The organism is uncultured Methanobrevibacter sp. (assembly GCF_900314615.1).
Classification (GTDB): Archaea; Methanobacteriota; Methanobacteria; order Methanobacteriales; family Methanobacteriaceae; genus Methanocatella.
The window spans coordinates 103,216-123,620 of the sequence record NZ_OMWA01000005.1; the positions used below are offsets into that span (position 1 = coordinate 103,216).

Sequence of the window (20,405 nt, forward strand, 5' to 3'; positions counted from 1 at the left end):
AAATCCCCCATATTTTACTGAAATTTATCTAAAAAGACATAGCGTTTTTGTCGTATTCTTCCATCAATTTGTCATATAATTCCTTATCCAGTGATTTGATAGCTTCGCGAATAATTTCTTCATGTTTTTCTGTAAAAATAAATTCATTTCCATGGTTTTTGCTTTTTAAAATTATTTTACCATCTTTAAGCCCATAAATCTTATTTATATCAACAGTTTTCCAGTTTTTATCGTCATTTAAAGGACATGATGTTAAAATCAACCCATTATCTGTCCTTAAAGAGTGAAGAGAATCCTTCAGATTTGTGTGGACATAAGTCAGCTCGCCATCACAGATCATAATATTAATCTTATTTTCACGAGATAAGTCAGAGATAATATCCGTTATTAAGTTAAATCTCTCTTCGGTTGTGAGCAATGCGTTTTTACTCTTTTCAAACTCATTTACCTTATCGATGATAAAAAGAAGTATTCTTTCAGAGTCAGTGCTTCCTTTTTGAATTTCCTGATATTTTTCAAGCCCAGGATAGTTGAATACGGTACCGTTGTGCATAAGCATCCAGCAGCGCCCAGTATTATCTTTTTTAACGAAAGGATGGCAGTTTGAAGGAGTCAGTTTTCCTATTGTGGCCAGTCTGATATGTGCAAATACCATTTTTCCAATAATCGGTTTGGAGAGTATTTTTTTCAGTTTTTCACTCTCTGATGCCTTTACAGGTTCCTTATCTATGATATACCTATCAGATTTGATGTTGGCCAGTCCCCATCCGTGAGGATGTTTGTCGGAGTGATTGTAAAATTGATTAAGAGCTTTATTTATCTCTTTTGGAGCTTTTGAATTAAAACAAAAAATTTCACACATTTTCTACAATCCTCACATTGCCCTATTATATTTTTAATAACAATTGTTAATAAATATTTTTAATTTTTCATGAAATTGACATGGTCAATATATCTTTGAAGAACCTCATCAATCGGCCCTTCATCCATTACTAATTTTATTTCAGCATTTTCAGCTTTAATCTTGGATTTAAAACCATACTGAACAGCAATTAAAACATCACAATCCTCACAGGCCTTAATAACCTTTCCCCCCTGATGTTTTGAATCTTCTGCTATTTCAATATCTCTTTTTTCGACAAAATCCAACTCATCTTCCCAGTCATACACATATACTGATTTTCCTCGTCCGAGGTGCAAATCCACATTTTCACCATCAGATGATACAACAGCCAAACGCATTTTAATCCCTTACTTTTTTAATTATTTTAGCTACATTTCTTCCAAAAAGCCTTATTGTTTCTATTCCTTCCGTATCTTCAAGTGCAGTTCCTTCAGGACCTGCAATCACCATATTCCAGTATGTACTTCCTGCAACAATCATATTATTGATTGCGAAAAACATCATCATTTCCTGAAGTGTTAAAGTAACACCACCACGTCTTGCAACAGCAATCGGACCTCCGACCATCCAGTCAAGGAATTTATCTCCCCCACGAGAGACTTTACCAATTCTCTGAAGTGCTGCCATGATATCTCCTCTTGCGGTTCCGAAATAGACCGGTGCAGCAGGTATGAAACCGTCAGCATGACGTATTTTTTCAATAATATCTGCAAGACCATCGTTTAAAACGCAGTTGCCAGTTTCTGTGCATTTAAGACATGCAATGCAGGACTGGATTTTCATTCCCTTAAGTGAGATGATTTCAGCTTCAACGCCTTCTGCTTCAATTTCACGTGCGCACTGCTCAAGAACAATACCTGTGTTTGAGTTGCCTCTTGGGCTAGCATTTAATAGAATAACCTTACTCATATTATCACACTTACACTTCTGCACCATCTAATGCGTGATGACATTGGCAATCTGGTGAATCTTCTGCATTTTTTATAAAATTGTATATCATCTCAAGTAGACGAGCTTCCATTTTTCCGACCATTTCAAACACTTCATCGATGGTCAGCTCATTTTCTGAGATTCCTGAAGCGTAATTGGATACGATGCATATTGAATTGTAGCACATTTCCCTTTCACGTGCCAGTGTAACTTCCGGAAGACCTGTCATTCCCACAAGGTCTCCTCCAAGCATTTTAAACATTCGGATTTCAGCAGGAGTTTCAAATCTTGGCCCTTCTGTACAGACGTATGTGCCTCCTAAAATGACATCGCCTGATTTGGCGAGAATATCTCTTAAAGTAGGACAATATGGTTCTGTAACATCTATATGAACAACCTTATCTTCATAGAATGTTTTTTTCCTGTCCTGTGAGAAATCCAAAAAGTCATTCGGGATAACAAAAGTGCCCGGAGGCATATTTTCGTTCATAGATCCCACTGAGTTTGTAGCGATTATCTGAGTAACGCCAACATTTTTTAATGCATCGATATTGGCTCTGAAATTAATTTTATGAGGTGGAATTGAGTGACCTGATGCATGACGAGGTATGAAAGCCACTTTTTTGGAGAAAATCTCAAGAATTGAAACTTCAACTTCGCCGTAGTCTGTTTTAACCATTTCTTTCACACAGGAATCTGCTTTCTGTGTGATTTCATACACTCCGCTTCCGCCGATTATACCTATCATTTAATCTACCCTTTGCAAACTGCTATCGGTGTAACTTTTGCAACAAGTTTAGCGATTCCTGTGCTGTCGGATACTCTGACTACGCTGTCAACATCCTTATAAGCACCTGGTGCTTCTTCTTCGATAACATGTTTGCTTGTTGCTTTGATTTTAATTCCTTTTGATTCAAGATCAGATGTGATTTTATCTGCATCATAGTCCTTTTTGGCACGGGATCTTGAAAGCACTCTTCCTGCACCGTGAGCGGTTGAACCGAAGGTTTCTTCCATAGCAGTTTCGGTTCCGTGAAGTACATATGAAGAGGTTCCCATTGTACCCGGAATCAGTACAGGCTGGCCGACAGCTCTGTATTTTTCAGGAACTTCTTCTCTTCCAGGACCGAATGCACGGGTAGCTCCTTTTCTGTGAACGAGAAGGTCTTCTTCACGGTTGTAAACTTTGTGAGTTTCCATTTTTGCGATATTGTGGGCAACGTCATAGACAATATCCATATCCATATCCTTTGCGGATTTGCCTAAAACATCTTCAAAGGTTTCACGAATCCAGTGAGTCATCATTTGCCTGTTTGCCCATGCATAATTAGCTGCAGCAGCCATTGCCTGAATATAATTTTGTGCTTCTTTTGAATCAAGTGGAGCGCAGGCCAATTGTCTGTCTGCAAGTTGAATTTTATAATTTTTATAAGCTTTATCCATGATTCTTAAATAATCGGAACATATCTGGTGTCCGCATCCTCTTGAACCTGAATGAATCATAATGACAATCATTCCTTTTTCAAGACCGTATACTTCAGCCACTTCCTCATTGTAGATTTCATCGACTTCCTGAATTTCCAGAAAGTGATTTCCTGAACCTAGAGAACCTAACTGTGGAATTCCTCTTTTTTTGGCTTTATCTGAAACGATACTTGAATCTGCATCGACCATTCTTCCGTTTTCTTCAAGAACTTCCAAGTCCTCAGGCCATCCGTATCCGTTTTCAACAGCCCATTCTGCACCATAATCAAGGACTTTGTCTATTTCGCCTTTTTCAAGTCTGATTTTACCTTTGCTTCCAACACCGGAAGGTATGTTTTTGAAAAGCTTTTCTGTAAGCTCATCGATGTGTTCTTCAATGTCTTCTCTTTTAAGATTTGATTTAATCAGCCTTACACCGCAGTTAATGTCAAAACCTACACCACCAGGTGATACGATACCGTTTCTCATGCTGAATGCTGCAACGCCCCCAATAGGAAATCCGTATCCGAAGTGAATGTCTGGAAGTCCGATAGAGTATCTTTGAACACCCGGAAGACATGCTACATTAACAATCTGCTCGATAGCACCTTCTTCAAGAGCATCAAAACTTTCATCTGCAATATAAAATCTTCCGGAAGCCCTCATTTTTTTATTGTAGGAACCCGGAATTTCATAAACGTTATCCCTAACTTTTTTAATTTCATCTTTAATACTCATAAGAATCACAAAATTTATTATGTTTTAATATATATTTGTGGTGTTTTAATAAGGTTTTGGTGATTTAGTTACTTTCATGAATCATTGCGTCAAAAATGAAAAATTCACAATTCAAATCAAATTTCGAAAGTAATGGTCGAATCGAATAGTTAATCTTCATGATATCGTCCTTGAATCCGTTTTCAAAATCATGTTTATGAGCATTAACAACCAGTAGAAGCTGAGGAATGAATATAGGATCAATATCTAGCCTCAGATAGAATTCTGCATATGGAACATATTCACCAAGCAGCGGTTTAACCTTTTTGAGAATAACAATTACGCCATGACTGTTTTTTAAAAAATTATGAATGTCTTCACAGCCCTCCATCGGATAGAATTTTTTAATCTGTTCAAATTCATTTTCAAAAAATTCCTCGTCTTTTAAACAATTGATAAATTTTAACTCATCAATTAGTATCATAATCCATTTTAAATACCTCACTAATAATTAGACGATTTTTAAGCATCAAAGCAAAAAGATATCTCTTAAGATAATTTTTGTGTTTTATAAATCATGAACTAAGCCTGTACAAATCCATTAAGGTCAAAGCATTTTTTGATTTGAAATTACAGCTCGCATCCCATATGAAAAATTCACTACCTAAATCAAGTTTTTTAACTAAAGGAAGAATTTTGGAATCTATTAATTGAATATCTTCCTTAAAACCATTGTTAAAATCATTTTCCAGAGCTTTAACAACTAAAATAAGCTGTGGCGGGAAAATTGTATCGAAAAACATTTCCAGATGAAAGTATGCATAAGGAACCTGCGATTTTAAAATTGGCTTAATGTAATTTAAAACAACAACCAAACCCCTATTTTCACTTAAAAATCCATGAACCTCATCATGATTCTTAAATGGAAAATATTTGGAAATATTAATGAATTCCTGTTCAAATAACTCATCATCATTGTTTAAACGAGTGACATACTCAATTTCTTTAGTAAAATCAGCATTACTCATATTAAAACCTCATTAATTATTTCATCCATGCGAACTTATTCCCTTCAACAATATCAAACTTTCAATATTACATTTTTCCGAATCAAATATTTTACTCATATTGTATTCATTTAATCAAATTGCACTGATTAAGTAAAATTGTTCCCATATGAGAAAATTGATACCATTAAAGACATGACACATCTTAAAATTTCAATCTAATACCTATTATAGCAGTTATTATTTAAAAAGCTTTTGTAATTAATCATAACAATTTTTTAAGATGAAAACAATATTGAAAGAAAAAAATAATTAGTAGACAGTAACATTAATATTAAAAAGAGAACTAAAAAATACGATTAAAATAAGAATCTCACAAAAATGAGAGATTCCATAATCGCTCAACACCTATATTATAGGAAAATCCTACAACATACCGGTTAGGCATTGAAAAATCATTTAACTTGAATTTGAATTAAAAAATTCAATGAAGAACTTTTTAAATTCTAGATAATTTTATGATTTAAATGATATATAAAGTTTTTTGATTTTTCACATGTTTATTTATTAAAGGAACTATCAATTTGCTTTTTATTTGAAAAACAAGCCATTAAAAGAATTATTTTCTAAATAATGAGGACATACCTGCTATAAGTAAAAATACTGCACTTAATGCATTGATGTGGTCTGCACCCAGTATTACAAACATTGTTGCAATAATAAATCCTACACCTGCAGATTCATTATTTTTAAAAACATAGGCACTGGAAATAACGCCTAAAAGAGAACCTAATATAGCTAAAAGACCTAAAAATGTGGCATGGGCATGGGATGCGTTGAAGAGAAATATAAAAACAGATCCTGAGAGAACCCCAATTAGAGAACCTATCAGACCCATCGCCATTTCAAAATGTCGTGTTGTAACTTTAGTTCTTTTCATGATAATATATTGGCTTTAATAATATTTATAATCTTATAAATCGACGATGGCGCGAAGCTCTACATGTCTTGTTTTTTTAACATCCATCTTATGGAAAGTTATTGCCTTGATTTCTGTCTTTCTCTCATGCTTATCCCAATTGATTTTCTCCCCTTTAATTTTAGCAGTTAAATGGAGATTATCATCAATTTCTACATGAAAGCTGGAAAATAACATGAATTCCACTTCATGGTAAAAGAGCAGTTCCTCCAGGTAGTCATAAAGAAGAGATACTTCGTCTTCAGAGGTAATTTCAAATTCTATTTCATTTACAGGACTTACATCCTCAGTATCAGTTATTATATTAAACATTGCAATACTTGCATTTTCAAAAGCTTCATTCAGACTCTTTCCATAAGCTTTAAATCCAATGTCGGCAGTAGCTTCAAAATATTCATAATTTTTCATAAAATTTCCTCAAAAATATTACTTATCAAATGCTCTCTCGGACTTTGTTTATATATCAACTTCGGACAATTTAAATATAGTGATTAAAATGTTAGGCAATAAAGACACCACAATTCAAGTTGATTTAAGGAAAAAAAGTTCAATAAGAGATGAGATCATTTACAGCGGTTTAGACGTTCAATCTTGCATGGTAGTGCTTGTAGTAATAGCGGCATTACTTTTATCTGTTATTTCTGTTGTGGCAGCTCAAAGTCCTATAGTTTAGGACTGTTTTTTTACAATACCAAACCCTTAGTTGTCCATTAGAATACAAGCTTACCATGCATTATTCTAATGATACAGAAACTAATTTCCCTACAGGAAAAACTAGATTATATAATCTTCGGGGTTAAAACGCAATATAATTTCTCTAGAATTTCCCCTAACCCCTTTTCCTGTATATTTGGTATCAATTAATCTTACAAATTCCAGTTTATCCAATGTTCTGTTAAATGAGGCATAGCTGGAACCTGTTTTTTGTTTGTAATCTTCACCTAATTCTCCTGCAGTGTATATGCCGTCAAAATTAACTATCATCTGCAGAAGTTCACGTTCGGCACTGTTTAGAGATTTTAATGTTTCAGATACATTTATGGATACCAATGATTCAATAGCCTTGTCAAAGTGCTCCTGAGTGATTTCACGGCTTGCAGAAGCTTCCGCAATATTTCCGCATGATCTTAAAAGGTTGATTCCAACTCTCAAGTCTCCGTTTTCAAGAGTATACATTGAAATCTGCTCCAAGATATCATCGCTCAGCACTCCCGGGAAAAATCCTGCATTGACCCTGTCTCTTAGGATATCTTCGATTTCATTGTATTTGTAAAGCGGAAACATGATTTCCTGAGGAATAAAAACAGTATTGACATTTTTATCGAAAGCATATTTGAATTCCAGATCAGACAATATTGCAAAAATGGATGCTTTAACACCAGGATATTCTTCATATGCTCTTAAAAGGTCATAAACAACCTTGTTTGCATGATTTGTCTGGAACAGGTAGTTTATATCATCAAAGGCAACAACAACTGATTGTCCGTTTTTTTGAAGTTCCTTCATGATTTGGGCATAGATTCTTGAAAATGGAACTCCAGTTTCAGGAGGAAGATGTCCGAAGACTTTTTTAAAGATTTGTGAAAATATTCCGAAACGGGTTGTATGAATCTGACAGTTGATATAAACGCATACAACTTTTTCTGTGTTTTTTTCAACAAGTTCAAATACTTTTCTGATTGCTGTTGTTTTTCCTGTTGCAGGTGAGCCTAATATAACTGCATTTGACGGTTGACCTCCCCTCATAGCAGGCCTTATTGCCATCGCCATTGCTTCCATTTGTGTATCTCTGAAATTATAGTTTGGAGGCAGGTAATCAGGATCAAAAGCATTTATATTTTGAAAAAGGCTTTCATCATACATTAAAATATCTTCAATACCCATATTATCTAATATATAAAAATTATTATAAAAAACTATTCTTTTAAGTTAATCAATTTCACATCTTCGTTTTCAGCTATCCAATTGGTGAATTTCTCAGCGTAATTAAGTTTTTTCTGTTTAAACTCATCAGCTTTGGCTAAAGCGTCAGGAAGATTTGGCCTTGAATATTTGGTTACGATATCTCCGAAATCCATTCCGGCAAGAGTTATTTCAGATGCTCCTAAAGCGACTGCTAAAAATATTGCCCTGTCACCGTCAGTGAAACCTCCGAAGTTATAAAGATTTCCTACAGGCTGTGCCTGGGTTGTTCCAAGGACATTATTGAAAAATGAGCTTAAAGAAGCGATTCTGTCAATATTGTCTCCGTGAGCATGGATGACAATGTTTGCGCCTCTTAAATTTGCTAAAAGAATATCATCAATGTTTCCGTCAAGGTCTGTTGCTACAATGTCTGGAACGAGTTTTTGTTCTATTAATGCAGTTGTTGCACCGTCGGCAGCAACCAGCACATAATCTTTTAAGTCATAATCGTTTTTAAGCATTTCAACGTGCTCTTTTACAGAAGGCCCTGCACCGAATACGATGAATTTATCTGAAAAGTCAACAATTTCCGCAAGATCGTTTAATGTAAGACACCCTTCAGTTGAGAGAATTTCATCCAAAAGTTTTGCAGATTCTTCGTCATCCTCACGTGAAAATCCAAAATCATCAAGAATTTCTTTGTAATATTTTTCCCAGAGTCCAAATTCCATATTTAAACCTCACTATATTATTTTAGCCTTTGGTTAATTAAATAATTTATCATTACATAGAAAATGAAAAATTGATTTAAAGTCATTAAAATATAAATAAAGAACAATACTGCTTTTATTTCATAAAAAACTTAAATATAATGGAGTAAATAGAATTATATATATCGATGTCGTTTTAAAAAAAGAATTTCCGGAAATTAAAATTTTAGGAGATTGAATGTGAAACTTAAAAAACCATACCATTCAAACGATATAACACACAAATATGCGGCAATGGCTTTTAGAAAAAAAATGCATGAATATTTGGACCTGCCAGGGACATATCATAGAAGATACCCTACAGAAGTTGTTTTAAGAACAATGGCCACAGGCAGAATGGATGAATTATACTCTACAAAAGAAGGAATGCTGATTAACCTAAAAGAGGAATCTGATGTTGTAACTGAAAAAACATTAGCGAAATTGGGAAAATACAAAACATTTGCCAGCTTCATATATGGAATGCCACTTTATACCGGTGTAATCTGTTTAAAAAATCCCAAAAATTTCCCAAAAGAGTATGAAATCAGTCCAACAGACATTATAAGGCCAAAATATTATTATTTTTCCCAGGAGAAACTATGGAAAAATTATGATACAATTATAAATAAAGTAGAACATAATATTGAATTAAGTGAAAAGGAAGCACTGCACATTGCTTTCGTTCCGAAATACATATCCAAAAAATATTCGGAATATGTGACAAAATCATTTTCCAAACTGTTTAAACATGCAAAAATTCCAGATGAAAAATTAAAAAGAGACATTGCATTTATTTTAATGACAATGATTTTGTCAAATATCGACGATGAAACAGAACAAGACCAACTATTGGAGGCAATTGACATGGATGCCTACCGTGATGATATGGAAGAAATAGTATATTCCAGATATGGCGATGAGCTAGAAAGAGTAAAAGCCGAAAATAAGAAAGAACTAGCTAAAAAAGATAAAGAACTAGCTGAAAAAAATAAAGAAATAACTAGATTAAAAACCAATTTTGCTAAAGCAATTGAAGAAATCAATGCCCGAAAGGACATACCTTCAAAAACCAAAAAACTACTTATTTCAACCGTACTTAAAAGTTAAAAAGTTAAATTGAATTAACACATATGATTAATCAAATGAATTCACAAAAAGCAATATTAAAGGTGATTGGATGAAAAGAGCATATGAAAGTGATATGGAAGAAATATTATATGAAGCAAAATATGAAGGCGAACTTACTGAAAAACAAAAAGTACTTAAAAAAATGCAGAAACAATTATTTGAAACAATCAAACTCAACGAAATTATAGATGAAAAAGAAAGAAAACTGGATGAAAGATCACGAAAAATAAATAAAATGGACGAAAAACTAAGTGAAATAGTAGATGAAATGGATGAAAAACCAGTAATGTTTGAAGAACTATTGAAATTAGATACAGATCTAATACAAATAGAAGAAGATTTAAATAAAATAGATGAAAATCTAATAAAAAAGTATGAAGAAATAAGAAAAAGGGACGAAGAACTAAATCGAATACCCCTAAATATTCCCAGTATAGAAAAACTGATTATTGAAAAAAGTGTTTAAAAATAATTTAAAGAGTTAGAACGCCCCATTAAGCAAATATCAGTTTGATTTACTTAACGCCTGGGAACCATCTCTTTTTTTAGAAAATAACATTACAGAGACATATGCTCCGATAAGAAGCGCATTCAATGCTATAAGTTCAACACCGAATACCATTTATAACACCTCCACTTATTGTAATCTAAATAATAACCAAAAATAGTTTATATTTCCAGGTTTATAAGATTTTGCGAGCGCAAGTGCTTGCTTGCATGATTAATTAATCTTTATTTTCAGCAGAGTTTCATTGGTTTACCACATTGACCTCATGGCCTGTAATATAAGCGTAGAGATTGTTGATTTGCCTTAATGTAAAGCCTACCATAAATGCTGAGATAACAGTTCCAATATAGACTGCACCGAAAACGTTAGAATACCACAATCCGCACATTACAAGTGAAATGATTACCATTGTTGCGTCAAATCCAATTTTAATTGTGGAAAATCTCCATCCGGTTACAATAGCCACTGATTCAACACATCCTTCACCTGGAAGAGGTGCAATATTTGCCGGCATGTAGATGAATATTCCAAGAGCAGTTAAAATGATACTTACTGCCAGAAATACAGCACACATCAAAACAGATCCGTCAAATGGTACGAATGACACCAGATACAGTGCCAGATCAGTAAAGTATCCGAACAGTATGCAGTTTATAAGCTGCAGAAGTCTTTTTTTGTGAAATCTTGAGCGCAAAATCAGAAACTGAATAAGGATTAATGCTGCATTGAAGATAAAAGTAGTTATTCCAATGTTAATGTTGGTAATTAAAGCCAGTGAATATGATATTGAGCTTATTGGAGTTGTTCCAAGTGTTGATATGATTGAAAAGGCCACACCAAGAGACATTATGAATAATCCAACAACAAAAAAACAAATCCTTTTAATCATATATTAAATAAAATAGTTTATGATATAAAAAGTTTACATTTTTTTCAAATCCACAGCATTGCCTGTAAAATCGGCGTGGAATTTGTGAATGTATTTTACAGTTATACCGATAAACAAAGCTCCGAGTATTGTTCCGATTCCAACACTTCCAAAACTGCCTAAAAATGCATAACTTATGATTAATGCTGTTAAAACAACACATACATCAAAGTAAACCTTGATTTTCGGGAAAGGTCTGTTTGTTACAATAGCTATTGCCTGTGTAACGCCTTCCACTGAAAGGGGAATGATATTTGTAGGCACATAGAAAAACAGCCCCAAGGCAATGAGAAATATGCTTAAAACGCTCATCAAAAGAGCGACTATAAAGTTATCTGCAGGAGGTATGAAACCCATGAGAGACACTGATATGCTTGTAAATGCACCAAAAAGCACCCCTACAAAAACCTGCATGAAATGCTTTGGCTTGAAATTCCTTCTAAGCAAAACAAGTTCAATCAATACCAAAATAGCATGAAATATGAATGTTGCTACTCCGATTTCTATTGCCCAGACCAGATCCATTGCATATGGAATTGAACTGACCGGAGCTGAGCCCAATCCTGATTTGATTGAAAACGCTACGCCCAATGTAATGAGATACAGGCCAAAAATATAGTTAAAAATTCTCTTTAAAGTTAATTCTTCTCCACTAAATTGCATGCAGTTATTAATTTATTATTCATTATTTAAAAATGTAACTTGCATTTTGAACAGGTGTGCAAAATATATGTTATTGAAATAGAAAAACTGAATAAACACCCATATTAAAAATATTTAATAAGTATAAAAATTAAATTATATAATAGCTTTAAACTAGCTAATCTTTATATAACTTGGAGGAATTTAATGAATGATATTTTATTAATGCTTCCTGGACCAACAACAGTACACCCTAGAGTACTCAATGCAATGTCACAGGCTGTTGTTAACCACAGAGGCGCAAAATATGGTGAAATCTTAACTGAAACTACCGAATTAATGAGTAAAGTTTTCCAAACCTCAAATAAATCTTATTTATTAACCGGATCCGGAACCGCTGCAATGGAAGCAGGAATTGCAAACACTGTAGCTCCTGGCGAAAAAATGTTAAATGTAGTAGGTGGAAAATTCGGAGAACGTTTCATGAAAATCGCACAGACCCATGGAATTGACGCTAAAGAATTAGCAGTCGAATGGGGAACTGCTGTAACTCCTGAAGCAATCGAAGAAGCTTTAGAAGCTGATGAAGATATCAAAGCAGTCAGCGTAATTCACAACGAAACCTCTACCGGAGTAGCTGCACCTATTGAAGAAATCGGTAAAGTAATGAAAAACTATGATGCATTATACATCGTAGATACAGTATCCTCCCTTGCTGGAGACGAAGTAAACGTCGACAAATTCGGCATTGACGTATGTCTTACCGGATCTCAAAAATGTATCGCTGCACCACCTGGAATGGCAGCTATTACCTTAAGTGACGATGCATGGGCCGCTGTTGATAAAGTAGAAACCAATACCTTTTACTTAGACTTAAAAGCTGCAAGAAAAAGCGGAGACAAAGCTGTACCTGAAACTCCATACACCCCATCTGTTTCTCTAACCTACGCTATGAATGAAGCATTGAAAATGGTTATGGAAGAAGGACTTGACAACAGAGTTGCACGTCACCACAAAGCAGCTAAAGCTAGTGTAGCAGCTGTTAAAGCATTAGGATTAGAATTATTCGCTGATGAAGCTGTTTCATCTGCAACTGTAACTGCAGTTAAAATGCCTGAAGGCGTTACTGACGCTGACTTTAGAGGAACCACCCGTGACAAATACGGTGTTGAATTAGCTGGTGGTCAAGATCACCTTAAAGGAAACATTTTCAGAATCGGCCACATGGGAAATATTTCCTACAAAGAATTAACTCAAACTTTTGCAGCTATCGGAATGACCTTAAAAGGTTTAGGTGCAATTGAAGATGCTGGTGCTGGTGTAGCATCAATTACAGAATCATACTTATGATTCTGATTCTTTTTCTTTTTTTATATATCTCAAATATCAGTTTTAGATGATTAGGTGTTTTTAAAAAAATTAATTATAAGTTATAACTCATGCCTTTTGAAGTTCATGATAAGTTATAAGTAATATATTTTTTACCTAGTTAGAAGTTATAAGTGAAAAGTTACACTTGAAATGCACGTCTAAAAATAATAAGTTATAACTTTTAAGTGAAAAGTTACACTTGAAATATACCTCTCGAAAAAAATATGAAAACTTATAAGTTTTAAGGTAAAAGTTACACTTGAAACATATGTCTCAATTAGTGAAAAAGTATTACTTTATCTTTGGAAAAATCAAAATCTAAACTTATTTAAGACTTCAAAACATATAATAATATACATAACATAGGATGTGAAACGATGTCAAATAATATTAAAACAACCGTAGAAGAATTACGTAAATTAATAAGTGTTGATAATGTAATCGGAACACCTATTGAAACCGATGATAAAATCCTCATTCCCGTAATGAAAATGGGAGTTGGATTCGGAGCCGGTGAAAACATCTTAGGCGGACAAGGCGCAGATTTAGCTGGTGCTGGTGCTGGTGTAGAACCTATTTCAATGGTAATGATTCCTAAAAAAGGAAGCGACGCTGAAGGAGTTCGTGTACTTGACCTAAGCAAAGGAACAGAAACCAACAAGGCAATATCCGATTTAGGATTAATTATAACCGATCTTGTAAAAAGTTTCCTCCAAGTACAGTACGGTGAAGACTACTACGACGAAGGAGAATACATCGAACCTGAATACACTACAACCGATGGCCAAATAGACGAATAGGAACTGCCTCATGTTAAACATCCTAGGGATGATTATTTTAATTATCATCCTTTTTATCATTATTTTACTCTATATTGGAGTTAAAATTGCTTTTACATATGATAAAAAAGGCAGTGAATTTAAAGGATGTTTAAAAATACTTATTTTAAAAAAAATCAAGGTTTACTCACTTGAATTTCCCTCACAGGATGATGAGAAAACTAGCGAAGACGAAGATGAATCTGGTGAAAAGAAAAGGGACATCAAAAAGCTTTTGAAACTGGCTAAACCCTGTCTTACTTATTTTAAAGACTTTTTAAAGTCATTTGTAAAATGCATTCGCGTTCAAAAACTTCAAAACCATATTATTTTTGGTCTTGACTCCTACAGCGACACAGGAAAATACATCGGATACATTTGGGGACTGCTTGCAATCGTAAATACATCCCATAAAAATGCAAGGATAAGTGCCGAACCGAGCTTTAACGGAAGTGTTTTTGACGCAAAAGGTGAAAACGAACTGGAAATCAATATACTGAAATTAATACCTGCAGCGCTTAAGCTGATTTCAAAAAAAGAGGTTCGCAGTTTAATAAGTGGTGTTAGAAATGGATAAGGTCATAAGGGAATTTGCCGAAAGTCTTTTTGACATTGAAATCAAAAAGGAATACCACTTCAAAAAAATGTACGGATTCACTTTTGCTTTTGAAAGTGAATTTTGCATCATCAACAATAATGTAACATCCGCATCAATTTCACCGGTGGGAATAATTTATGAAGAAAATGGCCAATATTACCTGGCACCCCTATATGAGGTGGATGAAATTGATGAAGTTGTTAAGGAATTTGTGGAACAGGAAATCATTTAGGAAGAGGAATATTTTCACTCCTGCATATTACCTCAACCACCAATGGACCTTTAAGGTCACTTTCTAAAAGATACTCCAAATCAGAGAGATTATCAACCCTCACCGCATCAATGCCGTAACTTGAGGAAAGTTTTACAAAGTCAGGATTGTTGAGTTTAATCTGATATGCTTGCATATCATAGAAGTCTTCCTGCCATTGGCGGATGATTCCAAACTCCGAATTGTTCAATATGAATACTATAACATCAAGGTTATTGTCCTTAAGGGTTGCAAGTTCCTGAAGGTTCATTTGAAAATCACCGTCACCGTTGATGAGGATAATCTTTTCATCTGTTGCCAGACTTGCCCCTATAGCCGCCGGCAGGCCGTAACCCATAGGCGCCATACCTCCTGAAAATAGAAGCTGGCGTGGAGCTTTTGATTTTTTAAGAAGTGTTGTCCAGGTTGTGTGACTTCCCGCATCTGAAACAGTAATATTGTTGTCGAATTTATTTAAAATCCTTTTAATTGCAGCCTGCGGAGATAAATCATCATCCAGACCTTCAATTTCCAATTCATTTGGAATAGTGAGGATTTTATCAAGCCATTCAGTCTTTTTAAAGCTGATTTCTAAAAGAAAATCTTCAACTTTTCCGTGAATCGGGCAGTCCCCTATCAAAACGTCCTTGTTTATGTTTACATGTATGAGATTTTCAGGAATTTCTGGAAGTGTTCTCTCACTGGCTTTAATTCCAAGAGCAATAATGCAGTCTGCGTTTTCAAATGCATATTTTGCCCTTGGTGTTGAGCGTATCCCCACCATTCCAAGGTTTAAATTGTTTTCTTCAGATATTATGCCTTTAGCGTGAAATGTTGTTGTAACCGGAATCCGGTATTTTTCTGCAATCCTTTCAATATTTTCCTTTTGTGAGATTGCACCGGCTCCGAGAATAAATAAGGGTTTTTCGGCTGAATCGATAAGATTTTGCGCGTCACTTATTTTTGAGAGGTCATCTTCACACAGATAGCACAAATCAAAGTCATTGAAATCCTCTTCGAGAAGAACATCCTTTGAGAGATTGATATGAATCGGACCTTTCGGAATTGTTTTAAGCTCATATATTGCAGCTCTTAAAACATACATTGCCTCGGTTCCGTTTAAAGGATTGTATGATGCTTTTGTAATGTGTTTGAAGATATCTACCTGAGGCAGGCTTTGAAAGTGGTCTGAACCACGGTATTGAAGCTCATTGTCACCTGTAAGAACAAGTATCGGAACGTTGTCCTTAAATGCAGTAGCCAGTGCCATGGTAAAGTTTAAAGCACCAGGTGCTGCAGTTGCAATGCATACTCCGATTTTACCACTTGATCTGGTATATCCGTCTGCAGCATGAGCTGCAGCCTGTTCATGGCGGGTGAGGACGTGATTTATTGATGAGGCGGAAAGTGCCTTGTAAAGCGGCATAATCTGCTCGCCAGGAATTCCAAAAACAGTAGTGATTTCCTCCTCTTCAAGAATTTTTACAATCTTATCAGCTACATTCACTCTTCCGCCTCCTGATAGGAGCCGTTGTACTCACCTGAGCCTTCAACCGGATATACAACTGCCTGAGCAATCCTGTCACCTGATTTGATTTTAAAATCGTATTCACCGTGATTGTAGACCATAAACATCAGTGTTCCGTAAAATCCCGGATCTCCCACAGCAGTCTGAACTGAAACAAATGACCTTAAAAGTGTTGAGCGCGGAAGGTAAAGCATAGTGTATCCCTTAGGGATTTTGATTTTCCTTTTGATGCTTGCCAAGTATGCTGTGTGAGGCTTTAAAGTGTAGATATCCCCTTCAAGTTCCTTAATTTCAGGCAGATTCTTTTCATTGTCTATAAGTGAGCCTCCAGATGTCTGCACATATATTTTATCAAGTTCCAAATCAATTCCGGACGGCTGAACCAGGTCCTTGAAATCCGGAAACAGCTTTATGAGTTCTTTTTCACCGAGCATAATATCAAATCCTTTAATAATTTATATATAGTATTTAACTAATAAATTTTAATTGGTGATATAATGCCTGTAATTACAATTGCTGGAAACGACACAATAACATTAGAAAAGAAACGAGAAATGGTTAAAAAAGTTAGCGAAACAGTCGCTGAAGCATATGGTCTTCCTATTGAAGCAATAACCGTACTGGTTCAGCCATATGCAAAAGAAGACATTGGAGTAGCCGGCGGACTATTATCTGATAAGGAATAATTAAATTATTCCTTTACTTTTTTATACAAATCACCATCACGAACTACTAATTTTTTATCAATCAAATCTTCAAGATTCCTGTTGAGTTTTTCATCAAAGTTTTTGGTCTTATATCGAATCAGTGCTTTTTTAATATCTTCAAAACTTGCAGATTCACCAATAGAATCATATATACTCTGCTGAAGCGGAGTTAAAGTAAATATAATCTGGTTTAACGCATCACCATCGCCGTTTCCCAAATCCCAATAGTCATCCCTGACCTTAACATTGAAGTCATCTTCTAGCTGAGGAATTTTGTCTTTTAAAAGATCAAGGTGCGGATAGTTTGCAAGACCATTCTTGTGCTTGTATATTTTGGTGAGAAACTCTTCAAGACACCTTTCAAGATCGATATTATCTGAATAAAACGAATCAAGAACATATACCATATCATCAATGACTTTGACGACCTTATACTCACCTGTGTCCTCGCAGTAGCTAATATCCTCGAATCTAGAAACATCCCAGTCATTGTCAAGAAGAAAGTTTCTCACAAACTCTGCATCTTCCAGATTGTCGTAATATCCGAATATATAGTCATCACCTGCAATCTGCTTTTTGATAACGAACGTATCAAAGATTCTTGTGATGTTAAGACCGTATCTGGAGTTGTTAGGGTTTCTTTCGTGCTTTTTAATCAGTTTAGAAACGGTTTTTTCGCCAGGCATTTTCCTGTATTTGGCAAGCAGGTAAATCTTATCTTCATAGACTGTTAAAACACAGTAATTATCATCCTTTTTAATAACTTCCGGAGTTTTAGACAAATCCCAGTCGTTTTCAATTAAAAAATCCCTTATGAATATGGCATCTTCCAGACCGGCGATTTTAGCATATGTTTTGGAGTTTTTAACCACCAGACAGGAATTCTTGTTTTGCCTTATATATTTTTCACTCATCAATAATAGATTAGCTTTAATAGTATAAAATATCGACTTGTGAAAAGAAAAAAAAGTTGTTTATACGTGTTTAAAAATTAGTTAAGTGCCCAATACCCATCAGACACAAAAAACAATATTATTCTTTATTGATTACGCAAACGTAATTTTTACGCATCTCAGCTGATCTAGCCTCACTTCTTTTCTGACGTTCCTCAAGGAGCCTTTTAATTGTAGCTCTTGATCTTTCTTTTGGAACAAAATTTAATCACCACTTATATATTTATTTATTTTAATTATATTTAAAGTATTCATCACTTCCAATTCAACTTATCTATTAATGATTCACCAGACTGGCAATTTTAGTATATGTTTTGGAGTTTTTAACCACAAGACCGGAATTTTTATTTTGCATTATATAATTTTCACCCATCAATTAGATTAGATTTAATAATGCATCACTTAATTTCTTTTAAAAATATGTAAAAATAGTAAAAAGTTAAATTTAATGTCTTATTGCAGAGAAAAAATCCCTACAATATTCCCCATTAGACATTAAAAAAATAATTAGATATTTGCATCTCTAGAGGATACTTTAAAAGTAATTCTCTTGTATAATTATATTAACAAAATATTATATAAATTTAACTATTCTTAAAAAAAAGGTAATTAAACAGTGCCCCTCTCCAGGAAAAAGACCTCACGAAAACTTAGTTTTCAAAGCCTTTCATTGAATCGTTAATATTTAATTACCTATTATTTAGAGGTGAAAATTTGAGCAATTATCTTCCAAATCTTATTAAAATCATTGATGATTTAATAAAAGAAGCAATATTAAACCAATATGATCCAATTGTGAAGATAATTAACTCCACTGTTTTCACCTCCATCGAGATGCATGGAAAGAACACCAATACAGAATGGGAAAAGACTGAATTGATTAACAAATAAACATTTACTTAAAAATAATAAGTTCATGTTTATTCACCCCCCACAATATCAAATAATTTGAGGCCCTTTACTAGAAAATATATGATTTAAATCTTATTTAAAGCTTGTTGAAGCCATTTAATAAAATTGTAGTCATTTAAACATGATATATAAACGTTTTGGTAAATATTGCAATTTTATTAAGAAAAAAATCGATGTTGCAAGCAATAATGCAAAATCAACACCACATATGTTAAAAACAAAACAATTACCTTCCAAATTAAATGATAAAAAACATACTTCAAAAACCAATTCCAAAGGTGTTGCTAAATTTACCATTAAAAAGAGCGTTATTGGAAAGCTTAAAGTGGACAAAAAGTACACAATAAGCATTAGCTACCTTAAGGACACCTTAAAAAGAACTTTGAAAATTAAACGTTAGAGTTATACCTCTAACAACTTTTTTTATTTTTAATATCACTAAATAAAATTATCAGCTAATTTTTCAGCATCATCACTTTCTTTTAAAAATCTGTAAAAATAGTAAAAAGTTAAATTTAATGTCTTATTGCAGAGAAAAAATCCCTACAATATTCCTTGTTAGACATTAAAAAAATAATTAGATATTTGCATCTCTAGAAGTTACTTGAAAAGCAATTCTCCTGTATAATTATTTTAAAAAATTATCATATAAATTTAACTATTACAAATTATACCTGTTACAATAGTTCTTATCACTTATTTTGCTAAAGATCTTGTATTGAATGATTTGATAACAACTGTAATTGCAGCGGCAATGCTTGTCATATCCGCAGCTGTTGCACTGGGTTATAAACGTTTGAGAAAATCAATTTAAGTGAGTTTTGAAAGTTATTTCAAAACTATTTTCTTTTTTTAAGCGATTTTTACTCCATCTGAATCGTCATACTCACGTTTTACATATTCAGGATTTCTGTAAAATACAAATCCGTAATCAATTATTTCACCGTTTTCTGCTGCCTTTAACGGCATATCCCCATGTGAGTATTCTCTAATTTGGGAGAAATCCATATCACTTAACTGTAAAATCACATCATCAATGAGAGATAATTCTTCTTTGCTTATTTCAGATGATGGTTCTTTTAAAGAGATATAGTTATAGATTACTCTTCCCAATGATAGTCTTTTGGTTGTTATTTCAATTTTTTCTTCATTTTTCAGTTCTTTTATGGCCAAATCAAAGTGTATAGGTTCAGGACCCCCAGGCACTTTTCTATAGGATTCATTTGTCAGTGCTGATTCATACAATTCAAAAAAGTTGAAATCAGCAAAATACAACAAGTTAAACATTACTCTTTTTTCAACATTTTCTTTAAAACCGCATTCGCTGATTATATAATGCAGTACATTTTTGAATTTTTCTTTATCAAAATTCATTTAATCCCCCGTGATGCTTTAAAAAAAAAG

At 33.9% G+C, this 20,405-nt stretch carries 26 protein-coding genes; 9 read left to right on the forward strand and 17 right to left on the reverse strand.

The features are described from left to right. Positions 1-28 precede the first annotated feature (28 nt). The 9 genes from QZN33_RS02455 to QZN33_RS02495 all read right to left on the reverse strand — a co-directional run bounded on the left by QZN33_RS02455 (position 29) and on the right by QZN33_RS02495 (position 6,409). Positions 29-862, reverse strand: coding sequence for a class II glutamine amidotransferase (locus QZN33_RS02455; protein ID WP_296789240.1), 834 nt, complete (start codon positions 860-862; stop codon positions 29-31). Between the two features lie 59 nt (positions 863-921). Beyond that, positions 922-1,242 carry a NifB/NifX family molybdenum-iron cluster-binding protein gene (locus QZN33_RS02460; protein WP_296789242.1) on the reverse strand — a complete coding sequence of 107 codons (321 nt, stop codon included), beginning with the start codon at positions 1,240-1,242 and terminating at the stop codon, positions 922-924. 1 nt (position 1,243) lies between these two features. Beyond that, entirely contained in the window at positions 1,244-1,813 is a 570-nt protein-coding gene (locus QZN33_RS02465; protein WP_296789243.1) for a flavodoxin family protein, read from the reverse strand. 10 nt (positions 1,814-1,823) lie between these two features. Beyond that, a complete protein-coding gene (mtnP, locus tag QZN33_RS02470) occupies positions 1,824-2,582 on the reverse strand; it encodes an S-methyl-5'-thioadenosine phosphorylase (RefSeq protein ID WP_296789246.1) in 759 nt (252 codons plus the stop codon). A 5-nt stretch (positions 2,583-2,587) separates the two neighbouring features. Then, on the reverse strand, positions 2,588-4,036 hold the full coding sequence (locus QZN33_RS02475; protein ID WP_296789250.1) for an RtcB family protein: 1,449 nt from the start codon (positions 4,034-4,036) through the stop codon (positions 2,588-2,590). 64 nt (positions 4,037-4,100) lie between these two features. Continuing rightward, positions 4,101-4,499 carry a hypothetical protein gene (locus QZN33_RS02480; RefSeq protein ID WP_296789255.1) on the reverse strand — a complete coding sequence of 133 codons (399 nt, stop codon included), beginning with the start codon at positions 4,497-4,499 and terminating at the stop codon, positions 4,101-4,103. A gap of 91 nt (positions 4,500-4,590) precedes the next feature. Continuing rightward, on the reverse strand, positions 4,591-5,043 hold the full coding sequence (locus QZN33_RS02485; RefSeq protein ID WP_296789258.1) for a hypothetical protein: 453 nt from the start codon (positions 5,041-5,043) through the stop codon (positions 4,591-4,593). A 598-nt stretch (positions 5,044-5,641) separates the two neighbouring features. Next, positions 5,642-5,962 carry a hypothetical protein gene (locus QZN33_RS02490; RefSeq protein ID WP_296789262.1) on the reverse strand — a complete coding sequence of 107 codons (321 nt, stop codon included), beginning with the start codon at positions 5,960-5,962 and terminating at the stop codon, positions 5,642-5,644. Between the two features lie 33 nt (positions 5,963-5,995). Next, positions 5,996-6,409 (reverse strand): archease, encoded by a 414-nt coding sequence (locus QZN33_RS02495; RefSeq protein ID WP_296789263.1) that lies wholly within the window; start codon positions 6,407-6,409, stop codon positions 5,996-5,998. 88 nt (positions 6,410-6,497) lie between these two features. Between QZN33_RS02495 and QZN33_RS02500 the strand changes: the two genes are divergently transcribed. Next, positions 6,498-6,674, forward strand: a complete 177-nt coding sequence (locus tag QZN33_RS02500; RefSeq protein WP_296789266.1) for a hypothetical protein — start codon at positions 6,498-6,500, stop codon at positions 6,672-6,674. Positions 6,675-6,775: 101 nt separating this feature from the next. Here the strand turns inward: QZN33_RS02500 and QZN33_RS02505 are convergent, their stop codons facing one another. Next, positions 6,776-7,885 carry an ORC1-type DNA replication protein gene (locus QZN33_RS02505; RefSeq protein WP_296789271.1) on the reverse strand — a complete coding sequence of 370 codons (1,110 nt, stop codon included), beginning with the start codon at positions 7,883-7,885 and terminating at the stop codon, positions 6,776-6,778. A gap of 32 nt (positions 7,886-7,917) precedes the next feature. After that, positions 7,918-8,637: a 6-hydroxymethylpterin diphosphokinase MptE-like protein gene (locus tag QZN33_RS02510; protein ID WP_296789277.1), complete on the reverse strand. Its 720-nt coding sequence runs from the start codon at positions 8,635-8,637 to the stop codon at positions 7,918-7,920. 219 nt (positions 8,638-8,856) lie between these two features. On the opposite strand from QZN33_RS02510, the gene QZN33_RS02515 reads away from it, so the two are divergent. Together QZN33_RS02515 and QZN33_RS02520 are read left to right on the forward strand one after the other, a co-directional pair. After that, positions 8,857-9,765, forward strand: coding sequence for a hypothetical protein (locus QZN33_RS02515; protein ID WP_296789280.1), 909 nt, complete (start codon positions 8,857-8,859; stop codon positions 9,763-9,765). A 70-nt stretch (positions 9,766-9,835) separates the two neighbouring features. Further along, on the forward strand, positions 9,836-10,252 hold the full coding sequence (locus tag QZN33_RS02520) for a hypothetical protein (RefSeq protein WP_296789285.1): 417 nt from the start codon (positions 9,836-9,838) through the stop codon (positions 10,250-10,252). 283 nt (positions 10,253-10,535) lie between these two features. Here QZN33_RS02520 and QZN33_RS02525 read toward each other — a convergent pair whose 3' ends face one another. Next, positions 10,536-11,183 carry a YitT family protein gene (locus QZN33_RS02525; protein ID WP_296789286.1) on the reverse strand — a complete coding sequence of 216 codons (648 nt, stop codon included), beginning with the start codon at positions 11,181-11,183 and terminating at the stop codon, positions 10,536-10,538. A gap of 33 nt (positions 11,184-11,216) precedes the next feature. Next, the gene (locus QZN33_RS02530) at positions 11,217-11,885 is read right to left on the reverse strand and encodes a YitT family protein (protein ID WP_296789290.1); all 669 of its coding nucleotides are present in this window, start codon (positions 11,883-11,885) and stop codon (positions 11,217-11,219) included. A 186-nt stretch (positions 11,886-12,071) separates the two neighbouring features. Between QZN33_RS02530 and QZN33_RS02535 the strand changes: the two genes are divergently transcribed. The 4 genes from QZN33_RS02535 (at position 12,072) to QZN33_RS02550 (ending at position 14,883) form a co-directional block, all read left to right on the forward strand. Further along, a complete protein-coding gene (locus tag QZN33_RS02535) occupies positions 12,072-13,214 on the forward strand; it encodes an alanine--glyoxylate aminotransferase family protein (RefSeq protein ID WP_296789292.1) in 1,143 nt (380 codons plus the stop codon). A gap of 398 nt (positions 13,215-13,612) precedes the next feature. After that, positions 13,613-14,035 carry a GerW family sporulation protein gene (locus QZN33_RS02540; protein ID WP_296789297.1) on the forward strand — a complete coding sequence of 141 codons (423 nt, stop codon included), beginning with the start codon at positions 13,613-13,615 and terminating at the stop codon, positions 14,033-14,035. Positions 14,036-14,063: 28 nt separating this feature from the next. Then, a complete protein-coding gene (locus QZN33_RS02545; RefSeq protein WP_296789299.1) occupies positions 14,064-14,630 on the forward strand; it encodes a DUF2953 domain-containing protein in 567 nt (188 codons plus the stop codon). Further along, positions 14,623-14,883 carry a hypothetical protein gene (locus tag QZN33_RS02550; RefSeq protein WP_296789301.1) on the forward strand — a complete coding sequence of 87 codons (261 nt, stop codon included), beginning with the start codon at positions 14,623-14,625 and terminating at the stop codon, positions 14,881-14,883. The genes QZN33_RS02545 and QZN33_RS02550 overlap by 8 nt, the downstream gene beginning before the upstream one ends. Here the strand turns inward: QZN33_RS02550 and QZN33_RS02555 are convergent. Both QZN33_RS02555 and QZN33_RS02560 read right to left on the reverse strand, forming a co-directional pair. Next, positions 14,876-16,408, reverse strand: coding sequence for a thiamine pyrophosphate-binding protein (locus tag QZN33_RS02555; RefSeq protein WP_296789303.1), 1,533 nt, complete (start codon positions 16,406-16,408; stop codon positions 14,876-14,878). The genes QZN33_RS02550 and QZN33_RS02555 overlap by 8 nt on opposite strands. Next, the gene (locus QZN33_RS02560) at positions 16,405-16,863 is read right to left on the reverse strand and encodes a deoxyuridine 5'-triphosphate nucleotidohydrolase (protein ID WP_296789304.1); all 459 of its coding nucleotides are present in this window, start codon (positions 16,861-16,863) and stop codon (positions 16,405-16,407) included. Before QZN33_RS02560 ends, QZN33_RS02555 begins: the two co-directional genes overlap by 4 nt. Positions 16,864-16,926: 63 nt before the next feature. Here QZN33_RS02560 and dmpI point away from each other — a divergent pair, with 63 nt between their 5' ends. Next, entirely contained in the window at positions 16,927-17,115 is a 189-nt protein-coding gene (dmpI, locus tag QZN33_RS02565; RefSeq protein WP_296789305.1) for a 4-oxalocrotonate tautomerase DmpI, read from the forward strand. A gap of 5 nt (positions 17,116-17,120) precedes the next feature. On the opposite strand, the gene QZN33_RS02570 is transcribed toward dmpI, so the two are convergent. Beyond that, the gene (locus QZN33_RS02570; RefSeq protein WP_296789307.1) at positions 17,121-18,050 is read right to left on the reverse strand and encodes a hypothetical protein; all 930 of its coding nucleotides are present in this window, start codon (positions 18,048-18,050) and stop codon (positions 17,121-17,123) included. A gap of 1,072 nt (positions 18,051-19,122) precedes the next feature. Between QZN33_RS02570 and QZN33_RS02575 the strand changes: the two genes are divergently transcribed. Continuing rightward, on the forward strand, positions 19,123-19,401 hold the full coding sequence (locus tag QZN33_RS02575; protein WP_296789309.1) for a hypothetical protein: 279 nt from the start codon (positions 19,123-19,125) through the stop codon (positions 19,399-19,401). A 452-nt stretch (positions 19,402-19,853) separates the two neighbouring features. Here QZN33_RS02575 and QZN33_RS02580 read toward each other — a convergent pair whose 3' ends face one another. Beyond that, the gene (locus tag QZN33_RS02580) at positions 19,854-20,375 is read right to left on the reverse strand and encodes a Panacea domain-containing protein (RefSeq protein ID WP_296789311.1); all 522 of its coding nucleotides are present in this window, start codon (positions 20,373-20,375) and stop codon (positions 19,854-19,856) included. Positions 20,376-20,405: the final 30 nt, after the last annotated feature.

What these genes read in the sequence shown, in the direction of transcription:
- QZN33_RS02530 (WP_296789290.1), bottom strand. Translation starts at nt 11,885, where the DNA reads ATGCAATTTAGTGGAGAAGAATTAACTTTAAAGAGAATTTTTAACTAT.
- QZN33_RS02560 (WP_296789304.1), bottom strand. Translation starts at nt 16,863, where the DNA reads ATGCTCGGTGAAAAAGAACTCATAAAGCTGTTTCCGGATTTCAAGGAC.
- QZN33_RS02495 (WP_296789263.1), bottom strand. Translation starts at nt 6,409, where the DNA reads ATGAAAAATTATGAATATTTTGAAGCTACTGCCGACATTGGATTTAAA.
- QZN33_RS02480 (WP_296789255.1), bottom strand. Translation starts at nt 4,499, where the DNA reads ATGATACTAATTGATGAGTTAAAATTTATCAATTGTTTAAAAGACGAG.
- QZN33_RS02580 (WP_296789311.1), bottom strand. Translation starts at nt 20,375, where the DNA reads ATGAATTTTGATAAAGAAAAATTCAAAAATGTACTGCATTATATAATC.
- mtnP (WP_296789246.1), bottom strand. Translation starts at nt 2,582, where the DNA reads ATGATAGGTATAATCGGCGGAAGCGGAGTGTATGAAATCACACAGAAA.
- QZN33_RS02570 (WP_296789307.1), bottom strand. Translation starts at nt 18,050, where the DNA reads ATGAGTGAAAAATATATAAGGCAAAACAAGAATTCCTGTCTGGTGGTT.
- dmpI (WP_296789305.1), top strand. Translation starts at nt 16,927, where the DNA reads ATGCCTGTAATTACAATTGCTGGAAACGACACAATAACATTAGAAAAG.
- QZN33_RS02535 (WP_296789292.1), top strand. Translation starts at nt 12,072, where the DNA reads ATGAATGATATTTTATTAATGCTTCCTGGACCAACAACAGTACACCCT.
- QZN33_RS02575 (WP_296789309.1), top strand. Translation starts at nt 19,123, where the DNA reads ATGATATATAAACGTTTTGGTAAATATTGCAATTTTATTAAGAAAAAA.
- QZN33_RS02540 (WP_296789297.1), top strand. Translation starts at nt 13,613, where the DNA reads ATGTCAAATAATATTAAAACAACCGTAGAAGAATTACGTAAATTAATA.
- QZN33_RS02510 (WP_296789277.1), bottom strand. Translation starts at nt 8,637, where the DNA reads ATGGAATTTGGACTCTGGGAAAAATATTACAAAGAAATTCTTGATGAT.
- QZN33_RS02525 (WP_296789286.1), bottom strand. Translation starts at nt 11,183, where the DNA reads ATGATTAAAAGGATTTGTTTTTTTGTTGTTGGATTATTCATAATGTCT.
- QZN33_RS02520 (WP_296789285.1), top strand. Translation starts at nt 9,836, where the DNA reads ATGAAAAGAGCATATGAAAGTGATATGGAAGAAATATTATATGAAGCA.
- QZN33_RS02505 (WP_296789271.1), bottom strand. Translation starts at nt 7,885, where the DNA reads ATGGGTATTGAAGATATTTTAATGTATGATGAAAGCCTTTTTCAAAAT.
- QZN33_RS02475 (WP_296789250.1), bottom strand. Translation starts at nt 4,036, where the DNA reads ATGAGTATTAAAGATGAAATTAAAAAAGTTAGGGATAACGTTTATGAA.
- QZN33_RS02460 (WP_296789242.1), bottom strand. Translation starts at nt 1,242, where the DNA reads ATGCGTTTGGCTGTTGTATCATCTGATGGTGAAAATGTGGATTTGCAC.
- QZN33_RS02545 (WP_296789299.1), top strand. Translation starts at nt 14,064, where the DNA reads ATGATTATTTTAATTATCATCCTTTTTATCATTATTTTACTCTATATT.
- QZN33_RS02485 (WP_296789258.1), bottom strand. Translation starts at nt 5,043, where the DNA reads ATGAGTAATGCTGATTTTACTAAAGAAATTGAGTATGTCACTCGTTTA.
- QZN33_RS02455 (WP_296789240.1), bottom strand. Translation starts at nt 862, where the DNA reads ATGTGTGAAATTTTTTGTTTTAATTCAAAAGCTCCAAAAGAGATAAAT.
- QZN33_RS02465 (WP_296789243.1), bottom strand. Translation starts at nt 1,813, where the DNA reads ATGAGTAAGGTTATTCTATTAAATGCTAGCCCAAGAGGCAACTCAAAC.
- QZN33_RS02550 (WP_296789301.1), top strand. Translation starts at nt 14,623, where the DNA reads ATGGATAAGGTCATAAGGGAATTTGCCGAAAGTCTTTTTGACATTGAA.
- QZN33_RS02490 (WP_296789262.1), bottom strand. Translation starts at nt 5,962, where the DNA reads ATGAAAAGAACTAAAGTTACAACACGACATTTTGAAATGGCGATGGGT.
- QZN33_RS02500 (WP_296789266.1), top strand. Translation starts at nt 6,498, where the DNA reads ATGTTAGGCAATAAAGACACCACAATTCAAGTTGATTTAAGGAAAAAA.